The 25,680-nt window shown below is 72.6% G+C and carries 21 protein-coding genes and 1 pseudogene; 15 read left to right on the plus strand and 7 right to left on the minus strand.

Annotated elements, in window-relative coordinates; all coding sequences use genetic code 11:
• Window positions 1-58: 58 nt before the first annotated feature.
• From CFRA_RS02620 to CFRA_RS02630, 3 genes are all read right to left on the minus strand, one after another.
• Window positions 59-1,108 (minus strand): FecCD family ABC transporter permease, encoded by a 1,050-nt coding sequence (locus tag CFRA_RS02620; RefSeq protein WP_083666792.1) that lies wholly within the window; start codon window positions 1,106-1,108, stop codon window positions 59-61.
• A complete protein-coding gene (locus CFRA_RS02625) occupies window positions 1,105-2,025 on the minus strand; it encodes a FecCD family ABC transporter permease (RefSeq protein WP_083667006.1) in 921 nt (306 codons plus the stop codon). Before CFRA_RS02625 ends, CFRA_RS02620 begins: the two co-directional genes overlap by 4 nt.
• 63 nt (window positions 2,026-2,088) lie before the next feature.
• Entirely contained in the window at window positions 2,089-3,126 is a 1,038-nt protein-coding gene (locus tag CFRA_RS02630; RefSeq protein ID WP_075663337.1) for an iron-siderophore ABC transporter substrate-binding protein, read from the minus strand.
• A gap of 326 nt (window positions 3,127-3,452) precedes the next feature.
• Here CFRA_RS02630 and CFRA_RS02635 point away from each other — a divergent pair, with 326 nt between their 5' ends.
• The 6 genes from CFRA_RS02635 (at window position 3,453) to CFRA_RS02660 (ending at window position 9,149) form a co-directional block, all read left to right on the plus strand.
• Window positions 3,453-4,607, plus strand: a complete 1,155-nt coding sequence (locus tag CFRA_RS02635) for an MFS transporter (protein WP_083667007.1) — start codon at window positions 3,453-3,455, stop codon at window positions 4,605-4,607.
• 127 nt (window positions 4,608-4,734) lie between these two features.
• The gene (locus CFRA_RS02640; RefSeq protein ID WP_075663339.1) at window positions 4,735-5,652 is read left to right on the plus strand and encodes an exodeoxyribonuclease III; all 918 of its coding nucleotides are present in this window, start codon (window positions 4,735-4,737) and stop codon (window positions 5,650-5,652) included.
• Window positions 5,652-6,455 carry a trimeric intracellular cation channel family protein gene (locus CFRA_RS02645; protein WP_075663340.1) on the plus strand — a complete coding sequence of 268 codons (804 nt, stop codon included), beginning with the start codon at window positions 5,652-5,654 and terminating at the stop codon, window positions 6,453-6,455. Before CFRA_RS02640 ends, CFRA_RS02645 begins: the two co-directional genes overlap by 1 nt.
• Window positions 6,456-6,677: 222 nt before the next feature.
• Window positions 6,678-6,869: a hypothetical protein gene (locus tag CFRA_RS02650; protein WP_075663341.1), complete on the plus strand. Its 192-nt coding sequence runs from the start codon at window positions 6,678-6,680 to the stop codon at window positions 6,867-6,869.
• Between the two features lie 28 nt (window positions 6,870-6,897).
• Window positions 6,898-7,935, plus strand: coding sequence for a tryptophan--tRNA ligase (gene trpS, locus CFRA_RS02655; RefSeq protein WP_075663342.1), 1,038 nt, complete (start codon window positions 6,898-6,900; stop codon window positions 7,933-7,935).
• A 131-nt stretch (window positions 7,936-8,066) separates the two neighbouring features.
• Window positions 8,067-9,149 (plus strand): YhjD/YihY/BrkB family envelope integrity protein, encoded by a 1,083-nt coding sequence (locus tag CFRA_RS02660; protein ID WP_075663343.1) that lies wholly within the window; start codon window positions 8,067-8,069, stop codon window positions 9,147-9,149.
• A 107-nt stretch (window positions 9,150-9,256) separates the two neighbouring features.
• On the opposite strand, the gene CFRA_RS11830 is transcribed toward CFRA_RS02660, so the two are convergent.
• A complete protein-coding gene (locus CFRA_RS11830) occupies window positions 9,257-10,729 on the minus strand; it encodes a D-alanyl-D-alanine carboxypeptidase family protein (protein ID WP_281247465.1) in 1,473 nt (490 codons plus the stop codon).
• Window positions 10,730-10,992: 263 nt separating this feature from the next.
• On the opposite strand from CFRA_RS11830, the pseudogene gabT reads away from it, so the two are divergent.
• The 3 genes and pseudogenes from gabT to CFRA_RS02685 all read left to right on the plus strand — a co-directional run.
• Window positions 10,993-12,306 (plus strand): annotated as a pseudogene (gene gabT, locus CFRA_RS02675) (4-aminobutyrate--2-oxoglutarate transaminase); the annotation flags it as partial.
• A 335-nt stretch (window positions 12,307-12,641) separates the two neighbouring features.
• On the plus strand, window positions 12,642-14,096 hold the full coding sequence (locus tag CFRA_RS02680) for an aldehyde dehydrogenase family protein (protein WP_075663345.1): 1,455 nt from the start codon (window positions 12,642-12,644) through the stop codon (window positions 14,094-14,096).
• A gap of 114 nt (window positions 14,097-14,210) precedes the next feature.
• Complete coding sequence (locus CFRA_RS02685) at window positions 14,211-15,728, plus strand: amino acid permease (protein ID WP_245797639.1); 1,518 nt, start codon at window positions 14,211-14,213, stop codon at window positions 15,726-15,728.
• Window positions 15,729-15,760: 32 nt separating this feature from the next.
• Here CFRA_RS02685 and CFRA_RS02690 read toward each other — a convergent pair whose 3' ends face one another.
• From CFRA_RS02690 to CFRA_RS02700, 3 genes are read right to left on the minus strand one after another with little or no spacing between them, the layout of a single operon-like run.
• Window positions 15,761-16,993 (minus strand): hypothetical protein, encoded by a 1,233-nt coding sequence (locus CFRA_RS02690; protein WP_075663346.1) that lies wholly within the window; start codon window positions 16,991-16,993, stop codon window positions 15,761-15,763.
• 45 nt (window positions 16,994-17,038) lie between these two features.
• A complete protein-coding gene (locus CFRA_RS02695; protein ID WP_075663347.1) occupies window positions 17,039-18,022 on the minus strand; it encodes a C40 family peptidase in 984 nt (327 codons plus the stop codon).
• Window positions 18,019-18,393 carry a hypothetical protein gene (locus CFRA_RS02700; protein WP_075663348.1) on the minus strand — a complete coding sequence of 125 codons (375 nt, stop codon included), beginning with the start codon at window positions 18,391-18,393 and terminating at the stop codon, window positions 18,019-18,021. The genes CFRA_RS02695 and CFRA_RS02700 overlap by 4 nt, the downstream gene beginning before the upstream one ends.
• A gap of 59 nt (window positions 18,394-18,452) precedes the next feature.
• On the opposite strand from CFRA_RS02700, the gene upp reads away from it, so the two are divergent.
• The 6 genes from upp to prpB all read left to right on the plus strand — a co-directional run bounded on the left by upp (window position 18,453) and on the right by prpB (window position 25,646).
• Entirely contained in the window at window positions 18,453-19,097 is a 645-nt protein-coding gene (upp, locus tag CFRA_RS02705; RefSeq protein ID WP_075663349.1) for a uracil phosphoribosyltransferase, read from the plus strand.
• 102 nt (window positions 19,098-19,199) lie between these two features.
• Complete coding sequence (locus CFRA_RS02710; protein ID WP_169842160.1) at window positions 19,200-19,889, plus strand: helix-turn-helix transcriptional regulator; 690 nt, start codon at window positions 19,200-19,202, stop codon at window positions 19,887-19,889.
• Between the two features lie 127 nt (window positions 19,890-20,016).
• Entirely contained in the window at window positions 20,017-21,222 is a 1,206-nt protein-coding gene (locus CFRA_RS02715) for an amidohydrolase (RefSeq protein ID WP_075663351.1), read from the plus strand.
• A gap of 223 nt (window positions 21,223-21,445) precedes the next feature.
• A complete protein-coding gene (locus CFRA_RS02720) occupies window positions 21,446-22,882 on the plus strand; it encodes an NAD(P)H-quinone dehydrogenase (RefSeq protein ID WP_075663352.1) in 1,437 nt (478 codons plus the stop codon).
• Between the two features lie 323 nt (window positions 22,883-23,205).
• Window positions 23,206-24,720, plus strand: coding sequence for a 2-methylcitrate dehydratase PrpD (prpD, locus tag CFRA_RS02725; protein WP_075663353.1), 1,515 nt, complete (start codon window positions 23,206-23,208; stop codon window positions 24,718-24,720).
• Entirely contained in the window at window positions 24,720-25,646 is a 927-nt protein-coding gene (gene prpB, locus CFRA_RS02730; RefSeq protein WP_075663354.1) for a methylisocitrate lyase, read from the plus strand. Before prpD ends, prpB begins: the two co-directional genes overlap by 1 nt.
• The last annotated feature ends 34 nt before the right edge of the window (window positions 25,647-25,680 follow it).

The following is a 25,680-nucleotide window of genomic DNA, read 5'->3' on the forward strand; positions in this document are numbered from 1 at the left end:
CGGCGCCCGGCGGCGGCGCCGGATGCGCCGTCGCGTGCGGCAGGTCGTCGGTTCTCGGTCACAGTGCGGCCCCCGATCGGTTGGTGCGGATGAGCAGGTACAGCAGGTAGGGCGCGCCCAGCACGCCGGTGATCACGCCGGCGGGGTAGCGGGTGCCCAGGAAATACTGGCCGGCCAGGTCGGCGGCGAGGACGAGGACGGCCCCGACCAGTGCGGCCGGCAAGACGTGGGTGTCCGCCGGGCCGATCAGGCGGACCGCGACGGGACCGGCCATGAAGGCGACGAAGGCGATCGGCCCGCAGGCCGAGGTGGCCACGGCGATCAGTGCGACCGCGGCGACGATCACCGTCAGCCGCGCCGCGCCGGTGCGCACGCCGAGGGCCGACGCGGCGTCGTCACCCAGGCGCAGCACGGCCAGCCGGTGGTTGCCGGCCAGCAGGACCGGCGCGGCGAGCACGCAGGCCACGGCGACGGGGACGGTGCGCTCCCAGGTGGCGCCGTTGAGCGAGCCGGTCAGCCAGCGCGTGGCCGTGGGCAGGTCCCAGGCCGCGGCCCGGGAGAGCATGTAGGTCACCACCGACTGCAGGATCGCGGCGACGCCGATGCCGATGAGGATCAGCCGCGTGCCCGCGAACCCGCCGGCAGACGAGAGCAGGTAGATCACGACCGCCGTGGCCAGGCCGCCGGCCAGCGCCCACAGGGAGACGGTGGTCTGCGAGAGGTGGAAGCCCAGGATGGCCACCACGCCCGCCGCCGAGGCGCCGGAGGAGATGCCGATGATGTCCGGGCTGGCCAGCTGGTTGCGCAGCATGGTCTGGAAGAGCACGCCGGAGGCGCCGAAGGCGGCCCCGGCGAGCAGCGCGAGCGTGGCCCGCGGCAGCCGCAGGTGGCCGACGGCGTACTTCGCCCCGCCGGAGCCCTGCCCGGTGAGCACGGCCAGTACCTCGCCCGGGCCGTAGAAGCGTTCGCCGATCATCAGCGAGGCGGCGAAGAGCACCGCGACGACGACCGCGAGCACAGCGGTGCGCCAGGCCCGGCCGCGCGCCCGGGCGGCGCGCTGGGCGCGCAGCGTCTCCGCGGCGGGGGAGAGGGTGTCGGAGTCGGTCACAGCGCACGTCCCTTCTGCCGGCGCACGATCCAGATGAAGAACGGTGCGCCGATGAGCGGGGTCAGGATGCCGACGGCGATCTCGTCGGGGCGGGCGACGACCCGCCCGACGGTGTCGGTGACGGTCAGCAGCAGGGCGCCGGCCAGCGCGGACAACGGCAGGAGCCAGCGGTGGTCCGTGCCGGAGAGCAGCCGGATGACGTGCGGGACGACCAGGCCGACGAAGCCGATCGGCCCGGTCAGCGCCGTGGCGACACCGCACAGGACGACGGCGCCGGCGGAGGAGACCAGGCGGGTGCGCCACACGCGCTCGCCCAGCCCCGAGGCGACGTCGTCACCCAACGCCAGCGCGTTCATCCCGCGCGCGCACGCCCAGCACAGCACCGCGCCGAACACGAGCGGCACGGCGGCCAGACGCAGGTCGGCCCACTGGGCGCCGCCCACGCCACCGATCTGCCAGAACCGGAACTGGTCCATGGCCTGGGCGCGCGGCAGCACGACGGCGGAGACCAAGGAGGAGGCGGCCGCCGTGGTCGCCGCCCCGGCCAGCGCGAGCTTGAGCGGGGTCGCCCCGCCCCGGCCGAGCGAGCCGACCGCGTAGACGAAGACTGCGGCGACCGCGGCGCCGAGGACGGCCAGCAGCATGGTGGTGCGGGAGTCGGAGACGCCGAGGAAGGCGATGCCGCAGACGACCGCCAGGGACGCGCCTGAGAGCACCCCGAAGATGCCCGGGTCCGCCAGCGGGTTGCGGGTGACGGCCTGCATCGTGGTCCCGGCGGTCGCCAGCGCCGCACCGGCGACCAGGGCCAGCACCGTGCGCGGGAGGCGCACCGCGGCGGCGGCCTGGTCGGTGGTCTCCCGGGCGCCGCCGAGGGCCGCGAACGCGTCGGCGACCCCGATGTCGCGCACGCCGAACATGACGGACGCCGCCGTGGCCGCCACGAGGGCGACGACCAGGGCGGCGGTGAGTCGGAGGCGCACCTACTTCAGGGCCTCGTCGATGTGGTCCAGGTACTTGCCCAGGCCCCAGGACAGGCCGAGCGGCGACGGGTTGGCCGCCGCGGCGACCGGACCGTTGCCCAGGAAGGTCACGTGGCCCTCGCGGATGGCGGGGATGCGCCCCAGCAGCGGGTCGGCCTGCATCTTCTTCAGCTGCGCCTCGTTCTCGGCGGGGTCGTCGGAGCCGTAGGAGACGAAGGCGTCGACGTCGTCGAAGACCTCCGGGTTCTCGGCGGAGACCTCGGACCAGAACATCTCGGGGTCCTGGGACTCCTTCTCGACGATCTCGGGCACGCCGAAGCCGGCGTCCTTGAGGAAGCCGCCGCGCGGGTCGTTGAGGTTGTAGAAGCCGACCTTGCTGGAGTCGGACTCGCCGCCGAAGGAGGTGAACAGGACCTTCTTGCCCTTCAGCTCGGGGCGCTTGGCCATCTCGTCGGAGACCAGCTTGTGCAGGTCCTCGATGAGCTGCTCGCCCTCGTCCTCCTTGCCGATGGCCTTGGCGTCCGAGCGGATCATCTCGTCGAGCGAGGTCATCCAGGGCTTGCCGGGGTAGGCCACGGTCGGGGCGATCGCGCTGAGCTGGTCGTAGTCCTCCTGGGAGATGCCCGAGGACGCGCCGAGGATGACGTCGGGGTCGGTCTCGGCGACCTTCTCGAAGGGGATGGAGTCCGTCTCGTCGAAGAGCTCCGGGGTCTCGCCGCCGAGTTCCTGCAGTTTGTCGGAGACCCAGGGCAGCAGGCCGTCGCCGTCGTCGTCGCCGAAGTCGGCCTTGGGCATGCCCACGGGGACCACGCCGAGAGCCAGCGGGACCTCCTGGTTGCTCCAGCCGACGGTGGCGACGCGCTCGGGCGTGCCCTGGATCTCGGCGGTGCCGAGGGCGTGCTCGACGGTGATCGTCTCACCGGAGGCGGCGGCCGTGGAGTCCTCGGAGCCGTCGGACGAGCAGGCCGTGAGCGTCACGGCGGCGGCGACTGCGGTCAGCGCGGCGACGCCTGCGCGGAGGGGGCGGCGGAAATGCACGGTGGTCTTCCTTCCCGGTCCCCGGCGGAGGCCGGGGAATTTAGTCTTAGGTAACCGTTACCTATCCGCAGAATTCTATTGCATGCGGGCTGCAGGGAGCAAGCACAGGCTGCGCGGGGCGGACGTCCGCCGCCGTCGTGTGCCGCACCGCGCCGTCGCGGCGCGGCGTCGACCATGTCACTGCGCGACTGTCTGGCTGGGCGGGCCGGGAGAGCGCGGTGTAGCCTGCCCCGGTGACTTTCCGCACCATCAAGCCCGTCAGCCTGCCCGCGCGGCGCCCGCGCCCGCGGCAGACCGAGATCTCCGAGCCGCGCCGGATCATCGTCATGCTGGCGATGGCGGTCGGTGCCTTCGCCATCGGCACCACCGAGTTCGTCACGATGGGTCTGCTCAGCCTCATCGCCGAGGACTTCGGGGTCACCGAGGACGTCGCCGGGCGCATCATCTCCGCCTACGCCCTCGGCGTGGTCATCGGCGCGCCGGGCATCGCCGCGCTGACCGGCCGCCTGCCGCGGCGCCGCCTGCTGCTCCTGCTGACCTTCGGCCTGGTGCTGGGCAACCTGTTGACCGTGCTCGCCGCGGTCACCGGCTCGCTGTGGGTGCTCATGGCCGCCCGTGTGATCTCCGGGCTGCCGCACGGCGCCTACTTCTCGGTCGCCGGGCTCTCGGCGGCCTCGATGGCCCCGCCCGGTCAGCGCGGCCAGGCCATCGCCTTCGTCGGAATGGGCCTGTCGGTGGCCACCGTCGTCGGCGTCCCCGCGGCCCAGGCCCTCGGTCAGCTCGCCGGCTGGCCCGCCGCCTACGCGCTGGTGGTCGCGCTCTTCCTCATCTGCCTGGTCGCCCTGTGGTTCCTCATGCCGCACATGACGCAGATGAAGGCCACCGGCTTCCGCACCGAGCTCTCCGCGCTGACCAAGAGCCAGGTCTGGCTGACCGTGGCGATGGGCACCGTCGGCTTCGGCGGCATGTTCTCCGTCTACACCTACATCTCCTGGACCATGGTCGACCGCGCCGGCCTCGATCCGGCCTGGATGCCCGCGGTGCTCATGTGCTACGGCGTCGGCTCCGTGGTCGGCAACTGGTTCGGCGGGCGCATCGCGGACCGCAACCTCGAGTTCGGCATCCTGTTCTCGCTGATCATGATCGCCGTGGTGCTCGTCTGCTTCTACTTCTCCTCGACGAACATCATCCTGGGCTCGATCAACTTCGGCCTCGTCTCCTTCTTCGGCTCCACGCTCATCCCGAGCCTGCAGATCCGCCTGATGGACGTCGCCGGCGACGCCCAGACGCTGGCCGCCGCCCTCAACCAGTCCGCCCTGAACCTGGCCAACGCCCTCGGCGCGGCCCTGGGCGGCGCGGTCATCGCCGCCGGCCACGGCTACGCGGCCCCCGCCTTCGCCGGCGCCGGCCTGGCCGCCGCCGCCATCCTCGTCTGGATCCCGGCCTTCCTCCTGCGCCGCCGCAGCCTCGCCGCGGCGTGAGCCGCGCGCCCACGCGCCGACGCGGAAGGGGAGCGCACACGGGCGCGACGCGACGTCGGCAAGCACGCGGGCGCGGACTGATAGGCCCGGAACGGGAATTCCGACCGCGCCCGATAGGATCGTGCGCATGAGCCTGACCGTCACCTCCGTCAACGTCAACGGCATCCGCGCCGCCACCAAGAAGCGCAACGAGGCCAACCTCGGCCTCGTCGACTGGCTGCACCGCACCGACCCCGACGTCGTGCTGATGCAGGAGGTGCGCGCCACCGTCGAGCAGGCCGAGAAGGCGCTCGCCGGCGCCCTCGAGGAGGGCTGGCACCTCCTTGTCGCCCCGGCCGCCGCCAAGGGCCGCGCCGGCGTGGGCATCCTGTCGAAGAAGGAGCTCACCGACGTCGAGATCGGCTTCGGCAGCTTCACCGACGCCGGGCGCTGGCTCGAGGGCACCTACGAGGCCGACTTCGGCCCGGTGCGCCTGGCCAGCCTCTACCTGCCCTCCGGTTCCGAGGACACACCGAAGCAGGACGAGAAGTACCGCTTCCTCGACGAGTTCACCGACATCCTCGCCGAGCGGGCGCGCACCTACCCGCGGATGGTCATCTGCGGCGACTGGAACATCTGCCACCGCCGCGAGGACCTGAAGAACTGGAAGGGCAACCTGAAGAAGTCCGGCTTCCTGCCCGACGAGCGCCGCTTCATGGACTCCGTCTTCGGCGCCTTCCCGGAGGACGCCGCGCAGACCGCGGACGTCGCCGAGGTCGGCACCTTCTCCGGGGCCGTCGAGTACGCCGGCGGCCCGGTGCGTGAGCCGGCCGCCGAGCCCGCCTGGTTCGACGTCACCCGCCGCCTCAACCCCGAGGGGCCCGGCCCCTACACCTGGTGGACCTACCGCGGCCAGGCGTTCAACAACGACGCCGGGTGGCGCATCGACTACCAGGCCGCCACCGCCGAGATGCTCGAGCGTGCCGAGTCCGTGCACGTGGACAAGGCGGAGAGCGTCGAGATGCGCTGGTCCGACCACTCGCCGCTGACCGTCAACTACCGCTGATGCTGCTCTCGATCACCTACATCATCGGCATCACCGCCGAGGCGATGACCGCGGCCCTGGCCGCGGGCCGGCAGCGCTTCGACCTCTTCGGCGTGCTCGTGCTCGCCTGTGTGACGGCCTTCGGCGGGGGAGTGGTCCGCGACCTCCTGCTCGACCACTACCCGCTGATCTGGGTGGAGAACCCCGTCTACCTGGTCATCGTGCTCGTCGCCGCCCTGGTGACCGTCTCGCTGTCCTTCCTGGCGAAGTACTTCAGCACGGTCTTCCTCGTCGCCGACGCCGTGGGCCTGTGCGCCTTCTCCGTGCTGGGCACCCGCATCGCCCTCGAGCTCGGCCACGGCTTCCTCATCGCCACGGTCGCCTCGGTGGCCACCGGCGTGTTCGGCGGCGTGTTGCGCGACCTGTTCTCCGACCGCGTCCCGCTGGTCTTCCAAAAGGACCTCTACGCCTCGATCAGCGTCGGCATCACGGTGGTCTACCTGGGTCTGGACTGGGTGGGCCTCGAGGAGAACTGGATCATCCTGCTGACCCTCTCGCTCGGAATCGCCGGGCGCCTGGCCGCGCTGCACTGGAACATCTCGCTGCCCGTCTTCGAGTACCTCGGCGACGAACAGCAGATGGACCCGCGCCTGTACCGCGGGTTGCGCGGCGCCTACCGGGTGACCGGCGTGCGCCGTGCCCGGCTCGCTCTACGACGTCGCGGTGTGCACCCGCCCAAGCGCCCGCGCCCGCCGAAGATCCTGCGCCGGCGCCGCCCCGGCGGCTCCGGCCCGGGGGCGAAGGGCGCGTCCGGCGGCGAGTAGGGCCGGGCGCGGCGCCCGGCGAAGTGGGCGCCGCTGCGCCGGGCGGAGAGCGCCCGGCGGGGTGGCTGCCGCTGCGCCGGGCGGAGAGCGCCTGCCGGGGTGGGCGCGCCGGTCCGACCGGGCGGGGGTGGATGCGTCGGGGCGCACGCGAAGTGTGGGCCCGGGTGGGGTACCCTGTGCATTCGGACCTATCAAACCAGCAAGAATGCAGGGTGAATTTCTATGATTCTCGCGATCATCTGCCTCGTCCTCGGCATCGTCATCGGTGCGGCCTCCATCTGGGCGATCGGGGCCGCCAGCTTCACCGTCCTGGGCATCCTCGCCGGGCTGGGCCTGGCCGTCGGCGGCGCGCTGATCGTCGCCGCCTGGGCCCTGACCGCCGACCGCATCAGCCCCACCTCCCGCAAGCTGTAGGAGACCTGTGGCGCTAGACTGAATCGCCATGAACAAGCAAGCCTCCTCACAGCGCGTCCTGTCCGGCATCCAGCCGACGGCCGATTCCTACCACCTGGGTAACTACCTGGGGGCCCTCAAGCAGTGGATCGAGCTGCAGGACGACTACGAGGCGTTCTACTTCATCCCGGACCTGCACGCGATCACCGTCGACCAGGACCCGGAGGAGCTGCGCCGGCGCACCGTCGCCGGCGTGGCCCAGCTGCTGGCGCTCGGCATCGACCCCGAGCGCTCCACCCTCTTCGTCCAGTCCCACGTCCCGGCGCACGCCGAGCTGGCGTGGGTGCTGACCTGCCTGACCGGCTTCGGCGAGGCCAGCCGCATGACGCAGTTCAAGGACAAGTCGGCCCGCCACGGCGCCGACCGCACCTCCGCGGGCCTCTTCGCCTACCCGATGCTCATGGCGGCGGACATCCTCCTCTACCGCCCCGAGCTCGTGCCCGTCGGCGAGGACCAGCGCCAGCACCTCGAGCTGACCCGTAACCTCGCCGAGCGCTTCAACAACCGCTTCGGCGAGACCTTCGTCATGCCCGAGGGCTTCATTCCTAAGGGCGCGGCCAAGATCTACGACCTGCAGGACCCCACGGCCAAGATGTCCAAGTCCGGGCCGAACCCCAAGGGCCTGATCAACCTGCTCGACGACCCGAAGGTCTCGGCCAAGAAGATCCGCTCCGCGGTCACCGACGACGGCGACGAGATCACCTACGACCCGGCCACCAAGCCGGGCGTGTCCAACCTGCTGGTCATCCAGTCGGCCCTGAGCGGGACCCCGATCGAGGACCTGGTGGCCGGCTACACCGCCTCCGGCGCGCGTTACGGCCAGCTCAAGGTCGACACCGCTGACGCCCTCGAGGCGTTCACCACCCCGCTGAAGGCCCGCTACGAGGAGTACGTCTCCGACCCGGCCGAGATCGAGCGGATCCTGGCCCGCGGCGCCGAGCGCGCCAACGAGCTGGCCGACCCGCTGGTCGCCGAGGTCTACGAGAAGATGGGATTCCTCGTCCCGGCCCACAGGAAGGCCCACTGAGCCTTAAACTGGCCGGGCGGAGTCATTCGCCCCGGCGCATCCGCCGGTACTGAACCGGCGGGCGCCGCGCGCCGAGCGCCCGCCCACGCCGAACCCCGCCCCACACGCACCGAACCGCCAAGGAGCACACGATGGCCGCGACCGTCACCGACAGCGACGAGAAGAGGACCGACGTCTACGGCATCGAGCGGTCCACCGCCGACGAACCGGGCATGGTGGACAAGCTGCGCCGCAAGTGGGGCTGGTTCGACCACGTGATGCGCATGCAGGAGCGCTACGCCTCCTTCGGCGGCAACCAGTACTCCGCGGGCATCACCTACTTCTCCGTGCTGGCGATCTTCCCGCTGCTCATGCTCGTCTTCGCCGGCGCCGGTTTCGTGCTGGCCAACAACCCGGACCAGTTGGAGTCCCTCCAGGACTCGGTCACCGGCAGCCTCGAGGGCGAGATGGGCGAGATGATCAGCGGGGTCATCGAGACCGCCGTCGCCCAGCGCGGCGTCATCGCCGGCATCGGTGGTCTGACCGCCCTGTGGTCCGGCCTCGGGTGGATGGACAACCTGCGCTACGGCGTGTCCAAGATGTGGCGCCTGGACCCGACCGACGGCAACTTCGCCGTCAAGAAGGCCATGGACCTCGTCGGCCTGATCGGCCTGCTGCTCGCCTTTGGCGTCGCCTTCGGTGTCACCGCCGTCGGCTCCTCCGGCCTGACCGCCCGCCTGATCGAGATGGTCGGCCTGGACCACGTGCCCGGCATCCAGTACGTCACCTGGCTGCTGGCCGTCCTCATCGGTGTCGCGGCCAACTTCCTGGTCATGCTCTGGATCGTGATGTACCTGCCGCGCACCCGCGTGCCGCGCCGCTCCGGCCTGCAGGCCGCGCTGATCGGCGCGGTCGCCTTCGAGGTCATCAAGCAGCTCGGTTCGGTCTTCGCCTCCAACGCGCTGAACAACCCGGCCGGTGCCGCCTTCGGCCCGATCATCGGTCTGATGGTCATGATGTACCTGGTCTGGCGCGTGGTGCTCTACGTCTCCGCGTGGGCCGCCACCACCGAGGAGTCGCTGCGCCTGGTCAAGCTGCCGGCGCCCGAGCCGGCCGTGATCCGCGTGCGCAACGAGGTCCGCCCGGAGACGGTCTCCACCCCGACCGCCGTGGGTGTGGGCGCCGCCGTCGGCGCGGCCGCCACCGCGCTGGCGACCCTGCTGCGCCGCCGCTGAGCGGGGGCGCTCAGCGAACGACAAAAAAGGGGCGGGGCCTGATCGGTCCCGCCCTTCTCCCATGCCTCGCCCCGGCCGGTTCGGCCGCGCCGCGAGGCGCGGCCCGCTCAGCGCCGCCGGCGGGTGAGCCAGACACCCAGGCCTGCGGCGAGGACCACGGCGGCCACCACGCCGGCGCCGACCCAGGTGCCGCGCCCGGCCCACATGCCGGCCTGCGCGGTCCGCCCGCCCGTGGCGTCGTCGGCCTCGGGGGCGGTCGTCGCCCCGGCGCCGACCTCTCCGGTGGTCTCGGCCAGCGAGTCGACCTTCTCGCCGGCGGGCACCTCGTAGGCGGCGTGCAGGAAGCGCTGTGTCTGCTCCCACGCCCGGCCCTTGTCGATCGTGGTGTCCAGCACCACCGCCGCCAGGCGCCGCCCGTCGCGGTCGAGCGCGCCGACGAAGGTGTGGTGCGCGTCGTCGGTGTAGCCGGTCTTGCCGCCGATGCCGTCGGGGTCCTGCAGGAACAGCTGGTTGTCATTCCACAGCTGGTAGCCGTTCGACGGGTCGTCGTCGGTGAACGGATCTTCGTCGGGGGTGCCCGACTGTGCCGCGTCGTTGCCGCGTGCCGGGTCGGTCGCCCCCGGCTGCGCCGGTTGGGCCGGCTCGGTCGAGGCCTCCGCCGCGTCCGGGTCGTTGTCGTGGTGGCCGGGGAAGTTCACGTAGTCGGTGTCGACCATCTCCGCGAAGGTCGGGTTCTCCCAGGCGGCCCGGTACATCAGCGCCAGGTCGTGCGCGCTGGTCATCTGGCCCGGCTTGTCCAGGCCGGTGTAGTCGGCCACGTGCGTGTCGTGCGCGCCCAGGCGCTCGGCCAGCGCGTTGACCTTCTCCAGGGTGGCCTCCTCGCCGCCGAGGGCCTCGGCCAACGCCTGTGCGGCGTCGTTGCCGCTGTTGAGCAGCAGGCCGTAGAGCAGGTCGCGGGCGGTGTAGGTGCCCGTGGTGCCGATACCCGCCGAGGAGCCCTCCATGGTCGCGGCCTTCTCGCTGACCGGGACCTCGGCGTCCAGGTCGAGCTCGTCGATCGCGGTGAGCGCCAGCAGCACCTTGATGATGCTCGCCGGGCGGTAGCGCCCGTGCGGGTCCTTCTGGGCGATGACGTCGCCGGAGTCGATGTCGAAGACGATCCACGCCGCGGCCGTCTGCTCCTCGGGGACCTCGTAGCCGCGCGCGGCGGTGATCCCGCAGTCGGCGCCCTCGGCCGGCGGCGGGGGAGTGGGCGACTCCTCGCCGGGCGCGAGGCGCTCAGAGGTCGAGCGCGGCTCGGCGGGCACGAGGCTGTGCGGGCACGAGTCGGTGTCCGGGGCCTTGTCCCGCGGGGAGGGCACGAGGTTGCCCAGCGCGTCGGTGACCGGGGCGTCCGACTCCGTGTCGTGTGCATCCGACTCCGCTGCGGACTCCGGCGCGGGCTCCTGCGCCTGCTGGGCCAGAGCGGCGGGCGCACCCGCAGGGCTCAGCACCATCAGGGTGGCGGCGCCGAGGGCGACCGGGGCGAGCAGGGTGCGGCGGAACTCCCGCTGGGCGGGACGGGTCAGGCGGCTGTGCATTGGCTCATGGTAGAACGCGCCCCGGCGCGGGCCCGGGCGCACGCGCGGAGCGTTCCCCAAAACGGGCGCGGGCGCGACGTCGGAAATTGGTGCGCCCCACGGCGCGTATCAATCCATGTCTTTTTCGCATAAAAAGTATGTGATGTCCCGCCCGGGAGTAGTGTCCCCCGACAAGCGAGTATCGCAGATCACAAAAATAATCCGACGTGGTCTGGATCCACCGCGCACGGCACGACAAGACACGACGAAGGAGGAGAAGCCCCGTGGAGGATCTCACCTACCGCCTGCCCCAGGTCCGCAGCATCAAGCAGGGCCCGCCCGGACCCGAGACCGAGGAGCTCGCCCGGCGACGCCGCCGCCACGTGCCGCGCGCCGTCGCACCCACCCTGCCCGGCGCGGTGGTCGACGCCGACGGGGGAGTGCTCGTCGACGCCGACGGCAACTCCTTCATCGACTTCTCCTCCGGAATCGCCGTGACCTCGGCCGGCGCCTCCAACCCGGCCGTCGCCGAGGCCGTCGCGGAGGCCGCCCAGCACTTCACCCACACGTGCTACCTGGTCAGCCCCTACGAGAACTACGTCGAGGTCGCGGAGAAGCTCGGCGAGCTGACCCCCGGCGACCACGAGAAGCGCACCATGCTCTTCAGCACCGGCGCCGAGGCGATCGAGAACGCCGTCAAGATCGCCCGGGCCCACACCGGTCGGCGCGGCGTGGCCGTCCTCGACGGCGGCTTCCACGGGCGCACCAACCTCACCCTGGCGATGACCACCAAGCCGCGGCCCTACAAGAAGGACTTCGGGCCCTTCGCCGGCGACATCCACCGCGCGCCGATGTCGTATCCCGTCCGCGACGGGCTGACCGGCGAGGACGCCGCCGCGCGCACCATCGCCCACCTCGAGCGGACCTGCGAGCCCGGCGAGATCGCCTGCCTGGTCGCCGAGCCCGTCCAGGGCGAGGGCGGCTTCGTGGTGCCGGCCACCGGGTTCCTGCCCGCGCTCGCCGAGTGGTGCCGCGGGCACGGCATCGTCTTCGTCGCCGACGAGATCCAGGCCGGCATCGGGCGCACCGGCACCTGGTTCGCCACCGAGCACGAGGAGCTGGTGCCCGACCTCGTCTGCTCCGCCAAGGCGCTGGCCAACGGGCTGCCGCTGTCCGCCGTGACCGGGCGCGCGGAGATCATGGACGCCCCGGCCCCCGGATCGCTGGGCGGCACCTACGGCGGCAACCCCGTCGCCTGCGCCGCCGCCCTGGCCACCCTCGCCGAGATGGAGCGGATGAGCCTGCCTGCCCGCGCCCGCGAGATCGAGACCGTCGCCCGCGAGGAGCTCGACGCCCTCAACGGGCTCTCACGCGTCGCCGAGGTGCGCGGCCGCGGCGCCATGATCGCCGTCGAGCTCGTCGACGCGGCCGGCCGGCCCGACCCGCAGGCCGTCGCCGACGTCGCGGTGCGCTGCGCGCAGGCCGGCGTCCTCGTGCTCACCTGCGGCATCGACGGCAACGTCATCCGCCTGCTGCCGTCGCTGACCATCCCCGAGGACCTGCTACGCGACGGGCTGCGCCAGCTCGTCCGCGAGATCGTCGCCCTCGACCGGGCGCGCGCCCGGGCCGCCGCCGTGGCCGGGGTGGGCGCCGCCAGTGCGGCGAGCATCGCGGCCGGCGTGCCGGGGCCGGCCAACCCGCTGACCAACCCGGCCGGTCAGACCGGTGACGGGGCGGGCGCCGAGGCACGCAACGAGCCGGGCGACGACCTCGCCGACGCCGACCCGGCCACGCGCAGGCTCGTCACCGCGGCGGCTGAGCCCGAGTCCGGGACCGAGGCAGGGCCCGAGGCCGGGAACGCCGGGACGGGCGCCGGCGCGGACACCGGGGCGGCCGGCGCCACCGGCGCCACCGGTTCCGGGGGAGGCGAGCGATGAGCGCGGAGATCACCACCGGAATCTGGACCGGAACCACCTTGGGTCCGGCCACCGACGACTCGACCTTCGACGTCCATGACCCGGCCACCGGCGAGATCATCGCCGAGGTCGCCGACGCCACCGTCGACGACGCCCTCGCTGCCCTGGGTGCCGCCCACGACGCCCAGGACGCCTGGGCCGCCACCACCGCCCGGCACCGCTCCGTGGTGCTCGCCGACCTCGCCCGCGCGGTGACCACCCGCAGCGAGGAGCTGGCCCGGGTGCTCTCGCGGGAGATGGGCAAGCCGCTGCGCGAGGCCGCCGCCGAGGTGGCCAACACCGCCGAGTTCTTCCGCTGGTACGCCGGCGAGGCCGAGCGCCTGCCCGGACGCTACGCCGACTCGCCCGGCGGGCAGGGCCGCATCCTGGTCACCCGTCGGCCGGTGGGCCCGTGCCTGGCGATCACCCCGTGGAACTTCCCGCTGTCGATGGCCGCCCGCAAGATCGCCCCGGCACTCGCCGCCGGCTGCACCGTGGTGGTCAAGCCCGCCGCGGAGACCCCGCTGGTCATGCTCAAGCTCGGCGAGATCCTCGCCCGGGTCTTCAGCCACCACGAGGTCCCCGAGGGCGTGGTCTCCATCGTGCCGACCACCGACGCCGCGGCCCTCTCGGCCGCGCTGATGGCCGACCCGCGCCTGCGCAAGGTCACCTTCACCGGGTCGACCGCCGTGGGGCGCACGCTGGTGCGCCAGTCGGCCGACCTGCTGCTGCGCACCTCGATGGAGCTCGGCGGCAACGCGCCCTTTGTCGTGGCCGCCGACGCCGACCTCGACGCCGCCGTCAACGGCGCGGTGGCCGCCAAGACCCGCAACGCCGGCCAGGTCTGCGTGGCCGCCAACCGCTTCATCGTCGTCGCCGACGTCGCCGAGGAGTTCACCGCGCGCCTGGCCGAGCGCTTCGACGCCCTGCCCGTCGGCCCCGGCACCGACCCGGAGACCAGGGTCGGCCCGCTGGTGACCCCCGAGGCCGTCGCGCGTGTGTCGGCGCTTGTCGACGCCGCGGTGGCCGCCGGGGCGCGCCAGGTCACCGCCCGCACCCGCGCCGACGTGCCCGGGGAGGGCTACTTCTACCCGCCGACGGTGCTCGCCGACGTCCCCTGCGGCGCCGACGTGCTGAACACCGAGATCTTCGGGCCGGTGGCCACCGTCAGCGTGGTCGGCGACCTCGAGGAGGCCATCGCGGTGGCCAACGACACCGACGCCGGCCTGGCCGCGTACGGCTACTCGGCCTCCGCGGCCGGGGTCGAGGCGCTGGCGAGCCGGCTCAAGGCGGGGATGGTCGCGGTCAACCGCGTCAACATCGCCGACGTCGCCGCCCCCTTCGGCGGGGTGGACCAGTCCGGCTTCGGCCGCGAGGGCGGCACCGAGGGCATCGAGGAGTACCTCGACACCCGCTACGTCGCCCTGCCCTGAGCCGGGGGAGGGGCGGCGGCCGGCTCGGGTCACCCGGGCCCGCCCCGCACCCGTCCACCCCGGCCGCCCCCGGCCGGACAGACCATGAGAAACCACACGGAAGGCCCCAGACCCATGACCACCACAGCCCCCGGCGCCTCGGGCGCCGACCCCGCGGCCGCCACGGCGACGTCGGGCACCACGCCGGCCGACGCGGCGTCGTCAAGTGAGAGCCCCGAGCGCGGGGCGAGCACCCTGCGCAACCGGCACGTGACGATGATCGCGCTCGGCGGCATCGTCGGCTCGGCGCTGTTCATCGGCTCCGGCAACGTCATCCGCTCGATCGGACCGGCCGCGATCCTGTCCTACCTGCTCGGCGGGCTGCTGGTGTACCTGGCGATGAAGATGCTCGGCGAGATGGCCGCGGCCAAGCCCTCGGTCGGCTCGTTCATGGACTACGCCCGCGACGGGCTCGGGCCCTTCGCCAGCTACCTGGTCGGCTGGCTGTACTGGTACTTCTGGGTCGGCGTGCTCGCCTACGACGCCGTCATCGGCGGTGAGACCCTGCACGGCTGGTTCCCGGCCGTGCCGGCCTGGGCCGGGTCGCTGGCCGTGATCGCGCTGGTCATCGTGGCTAACGCGGTCTCCGTGCGCGGCTTCGGCGAGTCGGAGTTCTGGCTGGCCAGCATCAAGGTCGTCGCCGTCTTCGTCTTCCTGGCGGCCGGCACCCTCTACGTGCTGGGACTCTGGCCGGGCGCGGGCTTCTCCGTGCCGAATCTCTGGGAGCACGGCGGCTTCGCGCCGAACGGCTACACCGTGGCGCTCAGCGGCATGGCCGTGGTCATCTTCGCCTACTTCGGCACCGAGATCGCCGTGATGGCGGCCGCCGAGTCCGAGGACCCGGGCCCGAGTGTCAGGCGGGCGACCAACACCGTCATCTGGCGCATCCTGCTGTTCTTCATCGGCTCGATCACGCTGATCGCCGCGATCGTGCCCTGGAACCAGCTGCCGGACCCCACCGACGTGGCGACGGCCCCGTTCACCTACGTGCTGCACCTGTTCGGCGTGCCCGGTGCCGCGCAGATCATGGGGCTGGTCATCTTCACCGCGGTGCTCTCGGTGCTCAACTCCGGGCTCTACTCGGCCTCGCGGATGCTCTCCGCGATGGGCGCGCAGGGCTTCGCGCCGCCGGTCCTGGCCCGGCGCAACGCCCGCGGGGTGCCCGTGGCGGCGATCTTCGCGTCCATCCTCGGCGCGCTCTTCGCCGTCGGATTCCGCTTCGTCTTCCCCGAGACCCCGATCTTCGAGTTCATCATGAACAGCTCCGGGCTGGTGGCGCTGGTGGTCTACGCGATGATCGCCTGCACCCACTTCGCCTACCGGCGCCGCATGTCCCGCGAGGAGGTTCGCTCGCTGGAGTTCCGCACCCGCCTCTTCCCGCTGACCAACCTGCTCGTGGTCGCGGGCGTGGCCGTGGTCTTCGTGATCATGATCGCCGACCCCGGCAGCCAGGTGCAGGTGTGGACCAGCCTGGTCGCCATCGCCTTCGCCGTGGCCGCCTGGCCGATCGCGCGCAGCCATGTCCGCCGGCGCGAGGCGGCGCAGGCCGAGCCGGCCCGTCCCGCGGGCAGCGAAAAGCCCGCGGCCGGGTAAGCCGCGGGCTCGTCGGGGGAGGGGCGCCGCCGCTAGCTGCGCGAGAAGCGCTTGACCAGCAGCTGCTCCATCTCCTTCCAGCCCTCGGCCCGGTCGGTGAACGGCGGGGTCGGGGTGTAGCCGGAGGTCTCGGAGGAGCCGATCATGTAGGAGATGTAGTCCTGCATGCGGGGGTTGGCCAGGAAGAAGGAGTTGATCGAGTCGTCGCCGGCCCAGTCGGCGGCGTCGGCCATCAGCTCGTAGGCGCGCGCCATCTGGTCGGTGTCCACGGCGTCGACGCCCTTCTCGATGTCCTCGGCGATGCCCGCGAAGGAGTACGAGTTGTCCGCGTGCACCTCCACCTCGAGCTCACCGGCGTTGGCCAGGGTGAGAAGGTCCTCCCAGGTGGAGAAGCGCTCGAGGTCGTGGCTGTGGTCGCCGATCATCCAGCGCACCAGCGTCTTGGAGTTGTTGAAGGTGAAGATCTCGCCGTAGCGGCCCAGGAAGACCGGTGCGCCCTCGTAGTAGGTGCGCAGCGTGTACAGCGTCGAGCCGTCGATGGTCACGCGCACCGGGTCGATGCCGGCGGCGGCCCACGGCGAGGAGTCGTACGGGTCGGCGGCGGCCTCCTTCTCCTTGCGCTTGGCCTCGGCCTCCTCGCGGGCGGCGGCCGCGGCGGCCACGGCGGCGTCGATGCGCGCGCGGGCGTCGTCGACGGCGGTCTCGTCGAAGTCGGGGGTGGAGACCTGCTCGTCGAGGGCGGTGACGACCTTCTTCCAGTTGGCCAGCACGACGCGGCCCAGGCCGGTCCACTCGTCCATGCCGGGCTCGCCCGCGTAGTGCTCGGGGCCGCGCTCGAGGTTGTTGAGGATCGAGTGCGAGGCGAAGAAGACCACGGCGTCCTCGGCCGAGGTGACCGTCGCCAGGCTGCGGGCCATGCGCACCGCGGCGGCGACGGTGGTGACGTTCTCGTAGGAGGGGCGCTCGGCCAGGTAGGCCGGCGCGCCGATGATGTCGTAGCTCTCCTTCTCACGGGGCACCACGCGGTCCTCGCCGCGGGCGGCGAAGCTCTCCCACTTCGGGTGCGCCGTCAGGTCGTGGTCCGCGCCGGACTCGAGGAACACGAGCATCTCGGCGGGCGTGTCGAAGACGAACACGGAGGTGTCGTCGCCGAGGAAGGCCTGCCACTCCGAGCCGTGCTCGCGCCACTGGGGCGCCCACAGGGTGTAGTAGTCACCGCCGGTCAGCGAGATTTTCACCGGCGTGATGGCTGTCGAGCTACTCATGGGCGCACAGTCTACCCCGTGACCCGCCGGTCACCCGCCGCTCGGTCAGCCCGTCGGCCGGTAGAAGCCCTTGAAGGCCATGCCCATGTTCGAGGTGCGCACCGGGTTGGTCTGCACCGGGTCGCCGGCCTCGATCATCTGCCCGTCGCCGGCGTACATCGCCACGTGCCCGTCCCAGACGGCCAGATCGCCCGGCTGCAGCTCCTCGGCGCTGACCGACCGGCCCACCGCCTGCTCCTCGGCCGTGCGCGGGATCTCCACCCCGGCCTGCCGGTAGGCCCACTGGGTCAGCCCCGAGCAGTCGAAGCCGCCCGGTTGCGTGCCGCCCCAGACATAGGGCGTGCCCAGCTGCGTGCGTGCGGCCGCCACGGCCTCCTCGCCCTGGGCGGAGCCGCTTTCCGACGCCCCGCCGTCCGGCGTCGTGGCCACCGCGTCGGCGTCGTGGGGCTCACCGTCGCCTGCGGCACCGGCGCCCGCGCCGGGTGCGGCGGCCCCGTGCTCGGCGGCGCCCGCTCCGGCGGGCGTTCCGTCGCGGCCCGCCGGCTCGGTGAAGGTGCCCTCCGGCACGGCCCCGGAGGCCTCCGCGGCCCGGGCGGCCACCGCCTCCAGGCGGGCGGCCAGCGGGGCGAGTTCCGCGGCTAGGCGCTCCAGGCGCTCCTCGGCGCGCAGGCGGGCGTCGGAGAGAATGCCGACGGCCTCGGCCATCGCCGCGGGTACGGCCGGGTTGCCGGGGACGGCCATGGGCAGTGCGGTGCGGACCAGCCGGTCGAGGGTCTCGGCGACCAGCGCGGTCAGGTCGTGGCGCGCACCCTCGGCCAGCGCGCCGGCGTCGGCCGCCACCCCGGCGAGCTCCCCGCGTTCCTCCTCGAGGGCTGAACCGGCGCGCAGGAAGGGCTCGGGGTCCCCGCCGAGCAGCGGGCCCAGCGCACCGGCCGCGGCGAGGTCGGGCAGCAGGGGAGTCTCGACGGCCGGCAGCTGCGGCGGGCGCGCGGCGACCAGCGGGGCGATGGCGGAGGCGAGGTCGATCATCGCGGCTCACCGCCCGCAAGACCCGCAAGGCCCGCGGGCGCGGGCTGCGACGGCGCGCCGGGGGACGCGCCGAGCCGGTCGTGGGGCAGAGCGGCGCCCAGCGCGGCGTCGTCAATCTCCATGGCGTCCACGGCGCGCAGGCTGTCGGCGGCGAGCCGGCCGGCGCGCTCGGCCAGGCGTTCGCCGGCCTCGCCGAGAGTGTCGACCGCGCGCTCGAGGGCCCGGCGGTAGAGGGCGTAGGCGGGTATGTCGGGCAGCACCGGCGCCAGCGGGCGGGTGGCGCGCGCTCCGGCGGCGAGGTCGGCGGCGAGCACCCGGGCGTGGCCGGTGTCCAGGTCGAGGGTGTCAGGCGGGGACGTGAGTTTCTCCATACCTTCTTTGACCCGACCGCACCCCTCGGCGGTTCCGTGGAGAACCTAGGATTGTCCACATGGACATCACCGTGGTCGATCATCCCCTGGCCGCCTCGCGGCTGACCCTCATGCGCGACGCGCGCAGCGACAACGCCGCCTTCCGGGCCGCCCTGGCGGACCTGGGCGCGATGCTGATCTACGAGGCCTCCCGCGACCTCGAGGTCGAGCACTTCGACACCGTCACCCCCGTGGCCACCGCGGAGGGCACCCGCCTGAAGGAGCCGCCGATCGTGGTGCCGGTCATCCGTGCCGGGCTCGGCATGATCGACCCGGCGCTCTCCATGATCCCGGACGCCCAGGTCGGCTTCATCGGCCTGGCCCGCGACGAGGAGACCCACGAGCCCGTGCCCTACCTCGAGGCGCTGCCCGAGGACCTCTCCGGCCGGCCCGTCTTCGTCGTCGACCCGATGCTGGCCACCGGCGGCTCGCTGCTGCACGCCATCAACCTGCTGGTCGCCCACGGCGCCACCGACATCACCGCCGTGTGCATGGTCTCCGCCGAGCCGGGAGTGAAGGCCCTCTCCGAGTCCGGGCTGCCGGTGCGCCTGATCACGGCCGCGATCGACCCCTCGCTCAACGAGGACGCCTACATCGTGCCGGGCCTCGGCGACGCCGGCGACCGCCTCTACGGCCCGCGGAACATGGACCTGGACCACATGTGACCGGACCCGCGGTGCACGCTCCCGCGTGCGTCGCCTCCCAATCGTCTCCGTGACCACCATGGTTGGCGGACAATGCTCGCCGCGGTGGGCAGAGTTGGAGTCATGGAGAAAACTTCGGAGCCTCATTGGCGCAGCTTTGCGCTCGCCCTGGGCACCCGGGTCCGCCGGCTGCGCGCGATGCGCGGGCTGACCCAGCAGGAGCTCGCCGAGGCCTCCGGGCTGTCGCGCAACACCATCAGCATGTGGGAGCGCAACGAGACCAACCGCAAGGGCGCGAGCGACCCGACCCTGTCGAACGTCTACGCCGTCGCCCGCGCCCTCGACGTGCCGCCGGCGGTGCTCATCCCCGACGCCACGCACACGCCGGGGCCGCGCTCCACCGACAGCGGCGTGCTCGACATCGACATGCGCTGGCCCGCCGCCCAGGGCGACACCCTGACCTTCCGCGAGCGCGAGCTCCTCGGCGTCCGGGAGGCGCGCGGGGCACGTGGGGTGAGAACGAAGAGGGACGGGCGTGAGGGCCGCGGGCTACGGGACAGCCGGGCCGACCGCGGGTCCCGCGAGACCCCCGGGACCGCCGGGAACACCCGGGCCCGCGAGACCCGGGAGTCACGGAGGGCCCGCGGCGTGCGCGGCGTGCGCGGCAGGGCCGGGGTGAAGCGCCCCGGCCGCTTCCCGCGCCCCGGCGGCCGCGGGGTGCCCGGCACGGACGGGTCCGGCTCGAACCGGCCCGGCACGGACGGGTCCGGTTCGAACCGACCCGGCAGGGACGAGCCCGGCCGGGACGAGTGAGCGGAACCCGCACCGTAACGGCCCGGGGTGAAGTGGCCGGGTACTAGTATCGGGGGAGTATTTGTGCCCGGACGGACGGGCAGCCGCAACCCCGGCCCGCGGAGAGTAGGAAGGCAGCGCGAAGCACGTGCGCATCATCGACTCAGTGGACTCCTGGCTGCGTGAACACCACGACGAGGTGGTCTCCTGGCGCCGGCATTTCCACGCCCACCCCGAGCTCTCCCACATGGAGGAGGACACGACCCAGTTCCTGGTCGACCGCCTCGAGGAGCACGGGCTGGAGCCGAAGAGGTTCCCGGGCACCGGCCTGATGGTGGACATCGGGCCCGCCGAGGGCGAGCGCCTGGCGTTCCGCGCCGACATCGACGCCCTGCCGATCACCGAGCGCACGGGCCTGCCCTTCGCCTCGGAGAACACCGGGGTCTGCCACGCCTGCGGCCACGACGCCCACACCACCATCGCGCTGGCGCTGGCCTGTGCGCTGGCCGACTGCGCCGACCAGCTGCGCACCGGGGTGCGCGTGATCTTCCAGCCGGCCGAGGAGGTCCTCGACGGCGGCGCGCCCGAGGTCATCGGCTTCGGCGCGCTCGACCGGGTGGCCGCCATCTACGCCGTGCACGCCGAGCCGAAGCTCAAGGTCGGCCGCGTCGGCCTGCGCACCGGGGCGATCACCTCGGCGACCGACCTGGTCGACATCAAGGTCACCGGCCCGGGCGGCCACACCTCGCGCCCGCACATGACCGGCGACGTCGTCTACGCCCTCAGCCGCCTGGTCACCGACCTGCCCGGCCTGCTCTCCCGCCGCGTCGACCCGCGCACCGGCACCGTGCTCGTCTTCGGCACCGTCAACGCCGGCTACGCGCCCAACGCCATCCCGCGGCAGGGCAACGTCACCGGCACGCTGCGCACCGCGGACATGGGGGTCTGGCGGGAGATCGAGGGGCAGTTCACCGAGCTGGTCCACCAGGTCGTCGCCCCGACCGGGTGCGAGGCACACGTCCACTACACCCGCGGGGTACCGCCGGTGCTCAACGACGACGTGGCCACCTCGATGCTCGCCGAGGCCGTGACCTCCCTGGACCCGCACGCCGTGGTCCAGGCCCCGCAGTCCAGCGGCGGCGAGGACTTCTCCTGGTACCTCGAGCACGTGCCGGGCTCCATGGCCCGCCTGGGCTGCTGGTCCGGCGAGGGTCGCATGCAGGACCTCCACCAGGACGACCTGGTCGTCGACGAGCGCGCCCTGGCCGTCGGCGTGCGGCTCTTCGCCGCCACCGTGGACCGCTACCACCGCGCCGAGCCGCCGGCGACGGCCGGCTCCGCGGCCTCCGAGTAGCCCCGCCGGCCGCCGCCACTCCGCCGCAGCAGCCACGCCGGCCCAGCAGCCACGCCGGCCCGCCGCCGGCGGGGGAGGGGGTGGGGCCCGCACCCCCGGAGTTCCGTATTTCGAATGCCCCCAGCCCGGCGGTCGGTGGGGGCCTCCGTTAAGCTTGGTCGCGTACTGCCATCACTGTGAAGCACTCCAGGCACGCGCACAATTGTGTCGTGCCCCAAACGGTATGTCTGAAACCACTGCGGAGGAGAACCCGTTGTCCAAGCGCATCGTCATCATCGGCGGAGGGCCGGCCGGCTACGAGGCGGCCCTCGCCGGCGCCAAGTACGGCGCCGATATCACCCTCATCGAGGATCGCGGCATGGGCGGCTCGGCCGTGGTGCTCGACTGCGTGCCCTCCAAGTCCTTCATCGCGGGCGCGAACATCCTCACCGACCTGCGGCGCGCCGAAGACATGGGCCTCAGCCAGAAAGCGGCGGAGGCCCCTTTCCATGTCGACGCCCTGAACAACCGCGTCCGCCAGCTCGCCCGCAAGCAGTCGGCCGACATCTACGCCCAGATGCGCCGCGCCGGGGTGACCGTCATCGACGGCCACGCGAAGTTCGAGTCGCGCACCGGCAAGCTGGCCACCCACTACGTGCGCGTCGAGCACGCCGACGGCGCGGAGAAGACCTTCGAGTGTGACCTGGTGCTGGTGGCCACCGGCGCCCACCCGCGCATCCTGCCGGGCGCCCAGCCGGACGGCGAGCGCGTGCTGACCTGGCGCGACGTCTACAACCTCAAGGAGCTGCCCGAGCACCTCATCGTCGTCGGCTCCGGTGTCACCGGCGCCGAGTTCGTCTCCGCCTTCGCCGAGCTCGGCGTGAAGGTGACCATGGTCGCCTCCCGCGACCGCATCCTGCCGCACGACGACGCCGACGCCGCCGACGTCCTCGAGACCGTCCTGTCCGAGCGCAACGTCCACCTGGTCAAGCACGGCCGCGTCGAGTCCGCCGAGAACACCGGCGACGGCGTCATCGTGCGCACCACCGACGGCCGCGAGATCGAGGGCTCGCACGCCCTGATGACCGTCGGCTCCATCCCGAACACCGAGGGCATGGGCCTGGAGGGCGTCGGCGTGCAGCTGACGAAGTCCGGCCACATCCACGTCGACCGCGTCTCGCGCACCAACGTGCCGGGCATCTACGCCGCCGGCGACTGCACCGACCTCTTCCCGCTGGCCTCCGTGGCCGCCATGCAGGGCCGCATCGCGATGTACCACGCGCTCGGCGAGGGCGTGACCCCGATGCGCATGAAGACGGTGGCCAACGCCGTGTTCACCCGCCCCGAGATCGCCGCCGTGGGCGTCAGCCAGGCCCAGGTCGAGTCCGGTGAGATCTCCGCGCGCACCATCACCCTGCCGCTGCAGACCAACCCGCGCGCGAAGATGCGCTCGCTGCGCCACGGCTTCGTCAAGCTGTTCTGCCGGCGCCACTCCGGCATCGTCATCGGCGGCGTGATCGTCGCCCCGACCGCCTCCGAGCTGATCCTGCCGGTGGCCCTCGCCGTGAGCAAGAACCTCACGGTCGCCGACCTCTCCGAGACCTTCTCGGTCTACCCGTCGCTGTCGGGCTCCATCACCGAGGCCGCCCGCCGCCTCGTCGCCCACGACGACCTGGACTAGCGTTCCGGCACCCGAACGCCGATCCCGCCGCCCCGGCGGGGTCGGCGTTTTTCGTGTCTCCGGGGCGGGATTGACGACGCCCCGGTGGTGCCGGTGCGCGGTCCCGTCACCCCCGTTCGCGGGCGCACGGCGCCCGCGCGCCGGGTGCGTCACCCGTGCGCGCACGGGGGACGGGCGCGGCGTCGGCAATCGAAGAAAACTATTTAGCCGAAAGTGAGCGGTGGCATAACTAATCCTTTAGCATGAGCTGCACCACACACCGCGGTGCGGCGTCGGGCAGCCGGCGGCGCACCGCCCGACACGAAGCGAGGAGTCGCCACGACATGATCGAGCACACCGTCCGATCCCACCGCTCCGCGGAGGACTTCCCCTACGAGGAGCACCTGGCCCACAAGATCGCGCGCGTCGCCGCCGACCCGGTCGAGGTGCCCGCGGAGACGGCCGAGATGATCGTCAACCGCATCATCGACAACGCCGCCGTCAGCGCGGCCTCCGTGCTGCGCCGCCCGGTCACCGTGGCCCGTCGCCAGGCCGAGGGCCACCCCGTCGCCGAGCGCGGCGCCGCCGTCTTCGGTGTACCCGGCCGCTTCTCCGCCGAGTGGGCCGCGCTGGCCAACGGCACGGCGGTACGCGAGCTCGACTTCCACGACACCTTCCTCGCCGCCGAGTACTCCCACCCCGGCGACAACATCCCGCCGATCGTGGCGGTCGCCCAGCACTCCGGTGCCAGCGGCCGCGACCTGATCCGCGGCATCGCCACCGGCTACGAGATCCAGGTCGACCTCGTGCGCGGCATCTGCCTGCACGAGCACAAGATCGACCACGTCGCCCACCTCGGCCCCTCGGTGGCCGCCGGCCTGGGCACCCTGCTGCACCTCGACGTCGACACCATCTACCAGGCCATCGGCCAGGCGCTGCACACCACCACCGCCACCCGCCAGTCCCGCAAGGGCCTGATCTCCTCCTGGAAGGCCTTCGCTCCCGCCTTCGCCGGCAAGATGGCCATCGAGGCCACCGACCGGGCCATGCGCGGCGAGGGCGCGCCCGCCCCGATCTGGGAGGGCGAGGACGGCGTGATCGCCTGGCTGCTCTCCGGCCCCGACGCCGAGTACACGGTGCCGCTGCCCGCCGAGGGCGAGGAGAAGCGCGCGATCCTGGACACCTTCACCAAGGAGCACTCCGCCGAGTACCAGTCCCAGGCGCCCATCGACCTGGCCCGGCGCATGCGCGAGCGCGTCCTCGACGCCACCGGCGGCGATTTCGCCAAGGTCGAGTCGATCGTGCTGCACACCAGCCACCACACCCACTACGTCATCGGCACCGGCTCGAACGACCCGCAGAAGTTCGACCCGGACGCCTCGCGCGAGACCCTCGACCACTCGATCATGTACATCTTCGCCGTCGCCCTCGAGGACGGCGACTGGCACCACGAGCGCTCCTACGCCCCCGAGCGCGCCCACCGGCCGGAGACCGTCGAGCTGTGGCGCAAGATCTCCACCGTCGAGGACCCGGAGTGGACCCGCCGCTACCACTCGACCGACCCGGACGAGAAGGCGTTCGGCGCCCGCGCCGTGGTCACGCTCGCCGACGGCACCGTCATCGAGGACGAGCTGGCGCTCGCCGACGCCCACCCGGGCGGCAACCGGCCCTTCGCCCGCGAGCAGTACATCGCGAAGTTCCGCACCCTGGCCGAGGGCGTGGTCGACGATGCCGAGCAGGACCGCTTCCTCGAGGCCGCCCAGGCCCTGCCCGAGCTCGACGACCTCGGCGCGCTCAACATCGAGCTGAGCGCCGAGAAGCTCGCCGAGGCCCCCGAGACCCCGGCGGGGGTGTTCTGATGGCCGGCCTCTACTCCTCCGAGATCACCCCCACCGAGCGGCGCCGCCGCCTGCGTGAGGCCCTGACGGGCCCGTCCATCGCCCGGCTGCCCGGCGCGTTCTCCCCGCTGGTCGCCCGCGCGATCGGGGAGGCCGGCTTCGAGGGCGTCTACGTCTCCGGCGCCGTCGTCGCCGCCGACCTCGCCCTGCCGGACATCGGCCTGACCACCCTGACCGAGGTCGCCGCCCGCTCCCGCCAGATCGCCCGGGCCACCGACCTGCCCGTGCTCGTCGACGCCGACACCGGCTTCGGCGAGCCGATGTCCGCCGCGCGCACCGTCTCCGAGCTCGAGGACGCGGGCGTGGCCGGCTGCCACTTCGAGGACCAGGTCAACCCCAAGCGCTGCGGCCACCTGGACGGCAAGGAGGTCGTGCCCGCCGACCTGATGGTCCGCCGGCTGTCCGCGGCCGTGCGCGAGCGCCGCGACAGCGAGTTCGTCATCTGCGCGCGCACCGACGCCGCCGGTGTCGAGGGCATCGACTCCGCCATCGAGCGGGCCAAGGCCTATCGCGACGCCGGCGCCGACCTGATCTTCACCGAGGCGCTGCACACCGAGGACGAGTTCGCCCGCTTCCGCGAGGCCGTGCCGGACGTGCCGCTGCTGGCCAACATGACCGAGTTCGGCAAGACCCGACTGCTGCCCGCCGGCCGTCTCGAGGAGCTCGGCTACGACGCCGTGATCTACCCGGTGACCACGCTGCGCATCGCCATGGGCCAGGTCGAGGAGGCCCTCGGCGAGATCGCGGAGACCGGCACGCAGACCGGCTGGCTCGAGCGCATGCAGCACCGCGCCCGGCTCTACGAGCTGTTGCGCTACGCCGAGTACAACGACTTCGACCAGTCGGTGTTCACCTACTCCCGCGAGAACTACGACCCCGACAACTGAGACCGCTGACAGGAAGAACCAGGAACCACACCCG

It is taken from the genome of Corynebacterium frankenforstense DSM 45800 (assembly GCF_001941485.1).
In the GTDB taxonomy this organism is placed as follows: domain Bacteria; phylum Actinomycetota; class Actinomycetes; order Mycobacteriales; family Mycobacteriaceae; genus Corynebacterium; species Corynebacterium frankenforstense.